Here is a 9499-nt window from a genome sequence, read left to right on the forward strand (position 1 = left end):
CGTGCGTGGTAAGCTGCGCCCGGACAGCGGCGCCCCGGCGAAGGGACGCCGGACCGCGCCAGGCGCGCGTCTTGCGCGCCCTGATCACCTGAGAGACCTCAACGCGACTACAAGGACCATGACGACGTCCGGCCCCGCCCTGCAACCCGACACCGGCCTCGCAGCTGAAGGCCATAGCGGACGCCGCTTCGAAGCGCTCGTGCAGCCGATCGAGGATTACGCGATCTTCCTGCTCGACCCGCGCGGCTATGTCGTGAGCTGGAATAACGGCGCGGCGCGCATCAAGGGTTACGCGGCCCACGAAATCATCGGTCAGCATTTCTCGCGTTTCTACACCGACGAAGCCAACGGCCGCCGCTGGCCCGAGCACGAACTCGAACAGGCCGCGCTGCACGGCCGCTTCAACGACGAAGGCTGGCGCGTGCGCAAGGACGGCTCGATGTTCTGGGCCAACGTCGTGATCACGGCGCTGCGCGAACAGGACGGCTCGCTCGCCGGTTTCGCCAAGGTCACGCGCGACCTCACGGCCGAGCGCCGCCAGGTCGAGGCGCTGCGCCTGTCCGAGGAACGCTTCCGCCTGCTGGTCGAAAGCGTCAGCGACTACGCGATCTTCATGCTCGATCCGCAGGGCCGCGTGGTGAGCTGGAACAGCGGCGCGACCAATCTCAAGGGCTATCGTCCCGCCGAAATCGTCGGCCAGCATTTTTCCGTGTTCTATCCGCCCGAAGAAGCCGCCGCCGGCGCGCCCGAGCGCGAGCTGCGCCGCGCCGCCGAGCTGGGCCGCTGCACCAACGAAGGCTGGCGCGTGCGCAAGGACGGCTCGATGTTCTGGGCCAACGTCACGCTCACGGCGATTCACGACATGCACGGACGCCTGACCGGCTTCGCCAAGGTCACGCGCGACATGACAGAAAGCCGCCGCACCGACGAGCTAGAACATTCGAGCGAGCAGATGAAGCAGTTCCTCGCGATGCTCGCGCACGAGCTGCGCAATCCGCTCGCGCCGGTGCGCAACGCCATCGCCACGATGCGGCTGATGCAGGCGAGCCCCGAAATCGAACAGGCGCGCGATCTGATCGACCGGCAGATCGTGCATCTCACGCGGCTCGTCGACGATCTGCTCGACGTGGGCCGCATCACCTCCGGCAAGATCGAATTGCGCGAGGCGCCGCTCGATCTCTGCGAAGTCATGAAGCACGCCGTCGATGCCGCGCGGCCCTTCACGGCGGCGCGTCGCCAGCAGGTCGAGGTCAAGATGCCCGACGCGCCGCTGATCATGACCGGCGATCACACGCGTCTCGTGCAGGTGCTGCAAAACCTGCTGCACAACGCCTCGAAATTCTCGCCCGACGAGAGCCGCATCGTGATCGACACGCATCGCGCGGGCCGCACGGTGCAGATCCAGGTGCGCGACGAAGGGCGCGGCCTGCGGCCCGAAACCTTCGAATCGATCTTCGGCCTCTTCAGCCAGGACCGCTCGATGCCAGGACCGAGCGAGAACGGACTCGGCATCGGCCTGATGCTGTGCCGCTCGCTCATCGAACTGCACGGCGGCACGATTTCGGCGACGAGCGCGGGCCCCGGCACCGGCAGCACGTTCACGATCCGCCTGCCGCTGTCGCGCGCGAGCGCGCAGGCCATGAGCGGTGCGAATCCGCTCGGCGACGGCCTGATCAGCACGGTCGAGCCGATCGCGAGCGCGCAGGACGCCGCCGCGCCGCTGCGCGTGCTCGTGGTCGACGACAACCGCGATTCCGCCGACAGCCTCGCGATGCTGCTGGAATTGAAGGGCCACGACGTGCGCGTGGCCTATAGCGCGACCCAGGCGCGCGAATGCGTGAGCGACTTCACGCCCGACGCCGCGCTGATCGACATCGCCATGCCGGAGATCGACGGTTATGCCGCGCTGCGCTTCCTGCGCGCGCACGCGCCGCTCGCGCATACGCTGTTCGCCGCGATGACCGGTTTCGGCCAGGCCGCCGACATCGAACTCACGCGCGCGGCGGGCTTCGAGATGCATCTGGTCAAGCCCGTCGATGCCTCGCTGTTCGACGAAGTGCTCGCGCGCGCCGCCGTGCGCCGCGCCGCGCTGGCACCGCTCACACCACTATCGCCGCTCACTCCGCCTTCATCCTCGTCGTCTTCGTCGAGCTGAAGCCGCGACGGCGATTTCAGCCCTTGTTTCAGGGCATTTTCGGCACGAAATCGCGATACTCGATCTGCGCGCCGCGCACCACGATCGCGGTCGATTCCGGCACTTCGGACCACACGCCCGGCAAATCGACGATCGGCTCGGACACGAGCAGATAGGCGTCCTCCCCAACGGCATCGATACGCGGATCGTCTGGATACAACTCGCGCAGATGCTTGAACGAGTTGCTATGAAACAGCGAACGCGAATTGCGCTCGCTCGAATAGCGCACGGCCACGATCTGCTCGCCGTCGCTCGCACAGACGGTCATGTTCAGCGCCTGCTCGATACCGTGCGCCTTCGCCGTCGCCTCGACGAAACCCGCCATGCGCTCGAGCGCGAGCACGGGATCGAGTTCGAGGCCGAAGGTCATCGCCAGATAAAACATCGCCTCCGAATCGGTCGAGCCTTCGAGCGCGTTGAAACGGCCCGGATCGATCGCGACCAGCAACTCGCGCCGCACCAGCGGAAAACTCTCGATCAGCCCGTTATGCGCGAACATCCAGCGCCGGTGCCGGAACGGATGGCAATTGGTTTCCTGCACGGGCGTATGCGTGGCGGCCCGCACGTGCGCGATGAACATCGGCGCGCTCACGGCCCGCGCAAGCTCGCGCAGATTGCGGTCGTTCCAGGCCGGATGCACGCTGCGGTAACGATACGGAATGTCGTCGGGACGCTGATACCAGCCGAGCCCGAAGCCGTCGCCATTGGTCGTGGTGGCGCCGAGCTTCGAATGCAGACTCTGGTCGATCAGCGAATGGCGCGCGCGAAACAGCATGGTTTCGAGCGGCACGGGGTTGCCCGTGTAGGCGAGCCAGCGGCACATGATTGCACTCCTTCATCCGGCGAAGTCGAGGCGATGCGGACGTGATGCGGGCGTGTTGCCGACGTGTTGCGAACGGCCAGGCTCACCCAGGCGGATCAGTTCGCGTGAAGACCGGCGATCGGCGTGAGAAAGCCCGTCAGCCCGGTGAGTATGATCTGCACGCCGATACACAGCAACAGGAACGACGACACGCGCATCGCCACGCGCGTGCCCTCCACGCCGAGGTAATGCGCGAGGCGCGCGGCGCGGCTGTAGACGTAATAGATCACGAGCATCACGAGCACCGAGATCGCCACCGACGCGATGCTCGACAGCAGCCACGCCGACAGCTTGTGCGTGCGGTTCGCGTTCAGCGCGATGGCCGTGGCGATCGAGCCGGGACCGGTGGTGAGCGGAATCGTCAGCGGAAAGAAAGCCTTGCCGGTCGCCGACCACGCGCTCACGGGCTTGATGGCCGGATCGTTCGCCACGGGCGGCTCGGGTTCGGGCGCGTTGAGCATCTGCCAGCCGCTCACGGCCACCGCGAGCCCGCCGCCGATCCGCAGCGCCTCCATCGAAATGCCGAAGAAGTGCAGGATCGGCGTGCCGACGAAAAAGGCCGCGAGCAGCACGAAACACGCGTTGGTCGCGACGCGTTTGGCGAGCAGGCGGCGCTCCTCGTCGGTGAGCGTCGAGGTGCGGTCGAGAAAGACGAACGCGATGCCGATCGGGTTGATGATGCTGATCAGTCCGGTGAACCCGAACAGGATGTCTGAAATGAGGCTCTCGATCATAAAGGCGATCCGGTAAGGCCCCACGAGGGCCAGGCTGCGAGCAGTGTACCCAAAGCGGTGCGCGGCGTGTCCCGACGGTGCCGGATCGTGCGCCCGGGCGTCGCCTGAAGTCCGGCGCGCTTGACGCGACGCAGCAACGGCGGGCACAAGCCATGCGCATCGCAAACGATAAATCGGGGATTTTTGGCGGCTTTACGGGGCAAATTCGCAGGCATAGAGTGGCGGGACCGCACCCGGACGCAACGTTTGCCTTCTTCCAAAGGAGTCGCCATGTCACTGAGGTTGCTTGCCGCCCTGCCTTTCATCGGCATTCTGCTGGGCGTGCCGTTCGTGAACCATACCGAGCCGCTCGTGCTCGGCATGCCGCTCGTGCTGGCGTGGATCGTCATGTGGGTCGTGCTGACCTCGGTGATCATGGCGATCGTCTACCGGCTCGATCCGTCGAACCGGCTCGCCCAGGACGGCGAATCCGACCTGCGACGCGAGGTGCGATCATGAGCGCGCTCGTCATCATCGCGGCCATCACGGTCGTGGCGCTCGTGCTGGGCATGCGCGCGCGGCGCGGCCACGACATGAGTCTCGAACAGTGGTCGGTGGGCGGACGCAGCTTCGGCACCGCGTTCGTGTTCCTGCTGATGGCGGGCGAGATCTACACCACCTTCACGTTTCTCGGCGGCAGCGGCTTCGCGTACGGCAAGGGCGCGCCGGTCTATTACATCCTCGCTTACGCGACGCTCGCGTACATCCTCTCGTACTGGATGCTGCCGCCGATCTGGCGCTTCGCGAAGCAGCATCGCCTCGTCTCGCAGCCGCACTTCTTCGCGCGCAAATACAACAGCCCCGCGCTCGGCGTGCTGGTCGCGTGCGTGGGTGTGCTCGCGCTGGTGCCCTATCTCGTGCTGCAACTGAAGGGGCTCGGCATCATCGTGACGACGGCCTCGTACGGCGCGATTTCGTCGACGGCGGCGATCTGGATCGGCGCGGCCGTGGTGACGGCCTACGTGATCGTCTCGGGCGTGCGCGGCTGCGCGTGGAATTCGGTCGTGAAGGACACGATGATTCTCGCCATCGCCGTGTTCCTCGGCATCTATTTGCCGATCCATCATTACGGCAGCCTCGGCGACATGTTCCGCGCCATCGACGCCGCCAAACCCGGCTTCCTCACCTTCCCGGCGAAGGGCCAGAGCGTGACGTGGTTCCAGTCGACGGTGCTGCTCACGGCGCTCGGCTTTTTCATGTGGCCGCATACGTTCGGCTCGGTTTACACCGCGAAGGACGACCGCATTTTTCGCCGCAACGCGATGATCCTGCCGCTGTATCAGCTGATCCTGCTGTTCGTGTTCTTCTGCGGATTCGCGGCCGTGCTCAAGGTGCCGGGCCTCAAGGGCGGCGACATCGATCTCTCGCTGTTCCGCCTCTCGCTGCAAACCTTCGATCCGTGGTTCGTGGGCGTGATCGGCGCGGCGGGCGTGCTCACCGCGCTCGTGCCGGGCTCGATGATTCTGACCACGGCATCGACGCTGCTCGCCAACGACGTCTATCGCGGCGCGATGATGAAAAGCGCCGACGACGCACGCGTCACGCAGCTCGCGCGCATGTTCGTGCCGGTGATCGCGCTGGTGGCCGTGGGCTTCACGCTCAAGGGCGGCGATACGATCGTGGCGCTGCTGCTGATGGGCTATAACTTCGTGACGCAGCTGTTTCCCGCGCTGGTGTGCAGCCTCGCGCCGCGCAATCGCGTGACGAAACAGGGCGCGTTCTGCGGGATTCTCGCGGGCGCGCTGGTGGTCGCGCTGACCACGCTGATGCACGTGAGCGTTGCGCAACTGATCCCGTTCGCGCCCGATGCGCTCAAGGACATCAATATCGGCTTTCTGGCGCTCGGCGTGAATATCGTCGTGCTCGCCGCCGTGAGCGTGGTGACGCAGCCGCGCACGCATGCGGATCATGAGCCTGCGGGGGCGCATTGACGACCTGAACGTCAGACGCGAAAAAGGCCGTTACAAGACGGCCTTTTTCATTTTGCTCACTTCGCGGACCCCGCCGCTTTCGTCAGCCTCGACATTGCGGCGCGGGCTTCGGCCAGCAACGTATCCCAATCGTCGGGCGGCCGCTTGCGGTCGAGCATCTTGCCGAATACGCGGTACGCATCGCTCGCCGAACCATAGGCGCGTTTGGTCTCGTCGTCGTTAACCCAGCCGAGGATGAGGGTGCGGCTCGGCTTGTGAAAACGAAAAAACAATCGATATTGCTGGAAAAATTTCGCGCGGAACCAGTGCTTGCGGCCATCGCCCAAGGTGTCGCCCTGCCGGTATTCCGGCTTCTCGGGATCGCCGGGGATCAGTTCCCATGCGAGCTTCGCGATAGCCGCGAGCCGTTTCGCGGCATTTTTCCTGACGTATTCTTCCGGCAGCTTGCGTTTGAGCGATTCCACTTCCTCAATCAGCGATTCGAGCTGATCGAGAAAGCATGGGTGAGCGAAGATCGCCCATCCATTGACCACGAGGATGGGCGTTTGCTCCGGCGCGGCGGTCATTCGTCATCCGGCGAAAGCGCCGCGTCGAGATCGATCTCGACGCCTTGCGTCAACGCCTGGACGCGCGCCACATAAGCCGGCGGAAACGAGCGCAGAGATTCCGGCCGATGCTGGATCTCGCGCGCGAGGAAATCGAGAAACGGCGCGAACGCGGGATCTTCTTCGTCCTCGGACGCCGCGCGCTCCATCACGACCTCGCCCGAGGCTTTGACCCTGTAATGAATCTTGTCGCGCTTGCCGAGTTTCAGCGCTCGCCGGATCGGCTCGGGCACCGTGGTCTGGTAGCGGTCGGTCAGCGAAGATTCCGCTTCGACCACGAGGTCCGCGTCGCTCACAAAAGAAGAGGCCATGATCGACTCCCATTGCTTCAGTTCGTCACTGTCTGCAATGGTAATGCAGTCGCATTGTCAAGGCAATGCAAATGCATTGTCGCCGGTCAAAGACCAACGAACACGAGACGAAATGCGTGCCTTACCGCTTCCCCGCCCCATACAGCTTCGAATCCGAGAACCCTTCCGCGCCCAGCACGCGCCCAACCAGAATCAGCGCCGTGCGCTCGATATCGGTGGCCTGCACTTTCTCGACGATATCCGCGAGCGTCCCCGTCACGCGCTCCTCATCGGGCCAGCTCGCGCGATAAACCACAGCCACCGGACAATCGTCGCCGTAATGCGGACGCAGTTCCTCGACGATCCGCGCAATATGCCGCACGCCCAGATGAATCGCCATCGTCGCGCGATGACGCGCGAGATCGCCGAGCGCCTCGCCTTCGGGCATCGTCGTTTTGGTCGCGTAGCGCGTGAGAATCAGCGTCTGCGAAATGCCGGGCAGCGTGAGTTCGCTGCCGAGCGTCGCGGCGCACGCCGCTGTCGCAGTTACGCCCGGCACGATTTCATAAGGAATCCCGAGTTCCCGCAAACGACGGATCTGTTCGCCGATCGCGCCATACAGCGACGGATCGCCCGAATGCACGCGCGCGACGTCGTGGCCCGCGCGATGCGCCGCGTCGAGCAGCGCCACGATCTCGTCGAGCGTGAGCGGCGCGGTGTCCACGACCTGCTGCGCGCGATGGCCGTCGAGCACGGCGGGCGGCACGAGTGAACCCGCGTAGAGAATCACGGGGCACGTGCGCACGAGGCGCTGGCCCTTCACGGTGATCAGTTCGGGATCGCCCGGACCCGCGCCGATAAAGTAGACGGTCATGCGTTGAAATCCTGCTGGTTAATCGGAGAAAGCGGAGATAGCGGAGATAGCGGAGATAGCGGAGATAGCGGAGAAACGAAAGCACGGATCGCGTCGATGGCTTCCTGCGGCGCGTCGAATTCGCGCTGCGCGGGCGGCAGCGCCGGACGCCGCATCATCACCACCGGCAGGCCGCGTTCGCGCGCGACGGCGAGCTTCGCTTCGGTGGCCGCCCCGCCGCTGTTCTTGCTGACGATCACGTCGAAGCGCCCCGCCTCGAACAGCGCGCGCTCGCCTTCGGGCGTGAACGGTCCGCGCGCGTCGATCACCTCGGCGCTCGCGTGGCCGGGATGCGCGTCGAGACAGCGGATCGTCCAGTGTTGATGCGCGGGGATTTCGTCGAGATGGGCGAGCGGTTCGCGGCCGAGCGTGAACAGCGGGCGCGCAAACCTGGCGAGCGCGTCGATCACGCCGCTCCAGCCCTCCACGGCGCGCCAGTCGTCGCCCGCTTGCGGCTGCCACGGCGCGCGGCGCAGCGCCCAGTACGGCACGCGCGCGTCCGCGCAGGCCTGCGCCGCGTTCGCGCTGATGCGCGCCGCGTAAGGATGCGTGGCGTCGAGCACGAGCGCGATCTGTTCGTCGGCGAGATAACGCGCGAGTCCTGGCGCGCCGCCGAAGCCGCCCACGCGCACGGCGCACGCGAGATCGGCGGGCACGCGGCCCAAACCCGCGAGGCTGTAGACGTGCCCGGGCGCGAGCGTGCGCGCGATGCGCAGCGCGTCGCCTGTCCCGCCGAGCAAAACAATACGAGGCGCGCGCGCGTTCATGGCTTGCGCACGTCGTAGAGCGTGACGGGCAGCGCCTGGCGCCAGGTATCGAAACGCCCGAGCGGTTCGGCCTCGCCGATGCCGATGCGCGTGAGCGTGCCGCCGTGCTGCGCGCGCCACGCGACGAGCGCCGCCTCGCTCTGCACCGTCACGGCGTTGGCGACGAGACGCCCGCCCGGCGCGAGCCGTTCCCAACAGGTGTCGAGCACGCCCGGCACCGTCACGCCGCCGCCGATGAACACGGCATCCGGCGCGGCGAGGCCCGCGAGCGCATCGGGCGCGCGGCCCGCGACGAGTTGCAGCGCGGGCACGCCCAGCGTGTTGCGGTTGTGCTCGATGAAGCGCTGGCGCTCGGCGTTCGCTTCGATCGCGATCGCGCGGCAAGCGGCATGCGCGCGCATCCATTCGATGCCGATCGAGCCGCTGCCCGCGCCCACGTCCCAGAGCAGCGCGCCCGGCGTCGGCGCGAGGCGCGCGAGCGTGAGCGCGCGCACGTCGCGCTTGGTGAGCTGGCCGTCGTGCAGGAAGGCGTCGTCGGGCAGGCCGGGCGTGAGCGTCCAGGACTGCGCCGCGCGCGTGCCATCGACGTCATCCGCTTCGCATTCGAACGCGACCAGATTGAGCGCTGCGCTTTCCTCGACTTGCCACGCATCGGCGCGGCCTTCGATGCGGCGTTCGAGCGCACCGCCCAGATGCTCGAACACGGTCAGACACGTCGCGCCGAAACCCTGCGCAACGAGCAGCGCGGCGAGCGCGGCGGGCGTGCGGCCATCGGCGCTCAAGGCGAGCACGCGCGAGCGCGTGAACAAATGGCGGCGCAGCGCGTCGAGCGGACGGCCGACGAGCGATACCGCCGCCACGTCCTGCAAGGCCCAGCCGAGCCGCGCCGCCGCCAGCGACAGCGACGAGGGCGCGGGCAGCACGTCCATCTCGTCGATCGGCACATGACGCGCGAGCGTCGCGCCCACGCCGAAGCACATCGGATCGCCGCTCGCGAGCACGCACACGCGCCCGTGACCGTCACTATGAGACCCACGCAGCGCCAGCAGCGGCGCGACGCTGAACGGCTGCGGCCAGGCCTCGCGACGCGCGCCCACGCGCGCCGGCAGCATCGCGAGATGACGCTCGCCGCCCGTCACGACATCCGCCTCGAACAGCGCGCGC

At 66.7% G+C, this 9499-nt stretch carries 10 protein-coding genes; 3 read left to right on the forward strand and 7 right to left on the reverse strand.

Translation table 11 applies throughout. The annotated features are described in order from the left end of the window. Nucleotides 1-118: 118 nt before the first annotated feature. Nucleotides 119-2155 (forward strand): PAS domain-containing hybrid sensor histidine kinase/response regulator, encoded by a 2037-nt coding sequence (locus LDO54_RS38355; protein WP_224018302.1) that lies wholly within the window; start codon nt 119-121, stop codon nt 2153-2155. Between the two features lie 28 nt (nt 2156-2183). Here LDO54_RS38355 and LDO54_RS38360 read toward each other — a convergent pair whose 3' ends face one another. After that, the gene (locus LDO54_RS38360) at nt 2184-3017 is read right to left on the reverse strand and encodes a class II glutamine amidotransferase (RefSeq protein ID WP_224018304.1); all 834 of its coding nucleotides are present in this window, start codon (nt 3015-3017) and stop codon (nt 2184-2186) included. Nucleotides 3018-3112: 95 nt separating this feature from the next. Further along, nucleotides 3113-3790, reverse strand: a complete 678-nt coding sequence (locus LDO54_RS38365; RefSeq protein WP_224018306.1) for a MarC family protein — start codon at nt 3788-3790, stop codon at nt 3113-3115. Nucleotides 3791-4060: 270 nt separating this feature from the next. Between LDO54_RS38365 and LDO54_RS38370 the strand changes: the two genes are divergently transcribed. Both LDO54_RS38370 and LDO54_RS38375 read left to right on the forward strand, forming a co-directional pair. After that, nucleotides 4061-4288 (forward strand): DUF3311 domain-containing protein, encoded by a 228-nt coding sequence (locus LDO54_RS38370; protein ID WP_224018308.1) that lies wholly within the window; start codon nt 4061-4063, stop codon nt 4286-4288. Next, entirely contained in the window at nt 4285-5760 is a 1476-nt protein-coding gene (locus LDO54_RS38375) for a sodium:solute symporter family protein (RefSeq protein ID WP_224018310.1), read from the forward strand. The genes LDO54_RS38370 and LDO54_RS38375 overlap by 4 nt, the downstream gene beginning before the upstream one ends. Nucleotides 5761-5816: 56 nt before the next feature. On the opposite strand, the gene LDO54_RS38380 is transcribed toward LDO54_RS38375, so the two are convergent. The 5 genes from LDO54_RS38380 to cbiE all read right to left on the reverse strand — a co-directional run. Then, a complete protein-coding gene (locus tag LDO54_RS38380; RefSeq protein ID WP_224018311.1) occupies nt 5817-6326 on the reverse strand; it encodes a type II toxin-antitoxin system YhaV family toxin in 510 nt (169 codons plus the stop codon). Continuing rightward, on the reverse strand, nt 6323-6676 hold the full coding sequence (locus tag LDO54_RS38385; protein ID WP_224018313.1) for a type II toxin-antitoxin system PrlF family antitoxin: 354 nt from the start codon (nt 6674-6676) through the stop codon (nt 6323-6325). The genes LDO54_RS38380 and LDO54_RS38385 overlap by 4 nt, the downstream gene beginning before the upstream one ends. Nucleotides 6677-6797: 121 nt before the next feature. Next, nucleotides 6798-7529, reverse strand: a complete 732-nt coding sequence (cobM, locus tag LDO54_RS38390; RefSeq protein WP_224018315.1) for a precorrin-4 C(11)-methyltransferase — start codon at nt 7527-7529, stop codon at nt 6798-6800. After that, nucleotides 7526-8335, reverse strand: coding sequence for a cobalt-precorrin-6A reductase (locus LDO54_RS38395; RefSeq protein ID WP_224018317.1), 810 nt, complete (start codon nt 8333-8335; stop codon nt 7526-7528). The genes cobM and LDO54_RS38395 overlap by 4 nt, the downstream gene beginning before the upstream one ends. Then, nucleotides 8332-9499: precorrin-6y C5,15-methyltransferase (decarboxylating) subunit CbiE (gene cbiE / locus LDO54_RS38400; RefSeq protein ID WP_436975783.1), on the reverse strand; the 1168-nt coding region annotated here is incomplete at its 5' end. The genes cbiE and LDO54_RS38395, both read right to left, overlap by 4 nt.

The sequence above is a fragment of the Paraburkholderia tropica genome, from assembly GCF_914484835.1.
Classification (GTDB): Bacteria; Pseudomonadota; Gammaproteobacteria; order Burkholderiales; family Burkholderiaceae; genus Paraburkholderia; species Paraburkholderia tropica_A.

Bases quoted from the DNA above. Each gene is read 5' to 3' on its own strand.
- LDO54_RS38355 (WP_224018302.1), top strand. From the start codon at position 119: ATGACGACGTCCGGCCCCGCCCTGCAACCCGACACCGGCCTCGCAGCT.
- LDO54_RS38385 (WP_224018313.1), bottom strand. From the start codon at position 6,676: ATGGCCTCTTCTTTTGTGAGCGACGCGGACCTCGTGGTCGAAGCGGAA.
- LDO54_RS38370 (WP_224018308.1), top strand. From the start codon at position 4,061: ATGTCACTGAGGTTGCTTGCCGCCCTGCCTTTCATCGGCATTCTGCTG.
- LDO54_RS38375 (WP_224018310.1), top strand. From the start codon at position 4,285: ATGAGCGCGCTCGTCATCATCGCGGCCATCACGGTCGTGGCGCTCGTG.
- cobM (WP_224018315.1), bottom strand. From the start codon at position 7,529: ATGACCGTCTACTTTATCGGCGCGGGTCCGGGCGATCCCGAACTGATC.
- LDO54_RS38365 (WP_224018306.1), bottom strand. From the start codon at position 3,790: ATGATCGAGAGCCTCATTTCAGACATCCTGTTCGGGTTCACCGGACTG.
- LDO54_RS38380 (WP_224018311.1), bottom strand. From the start codon at position 6,326: ATGACCGCCGCGCCGGAGCAAACGCCCATCCTCGTGGTCAATGGATGG.
- LDO54_RS38395 (WP_224018317.1), bottom strand. From the start codon at position 8,335: ATGAACGCGCGCGCGCCTCGTATTGTTTTGCTCGGCGGGACAGGCGAC.
- LDO54_RS38360 (WP_224018304.1), bottom strand. From the start codon at position 3,017: ATGTGCCGCTGGCTCGCCTACACGGGCAACCCCGTGCCGCTCGAAACC.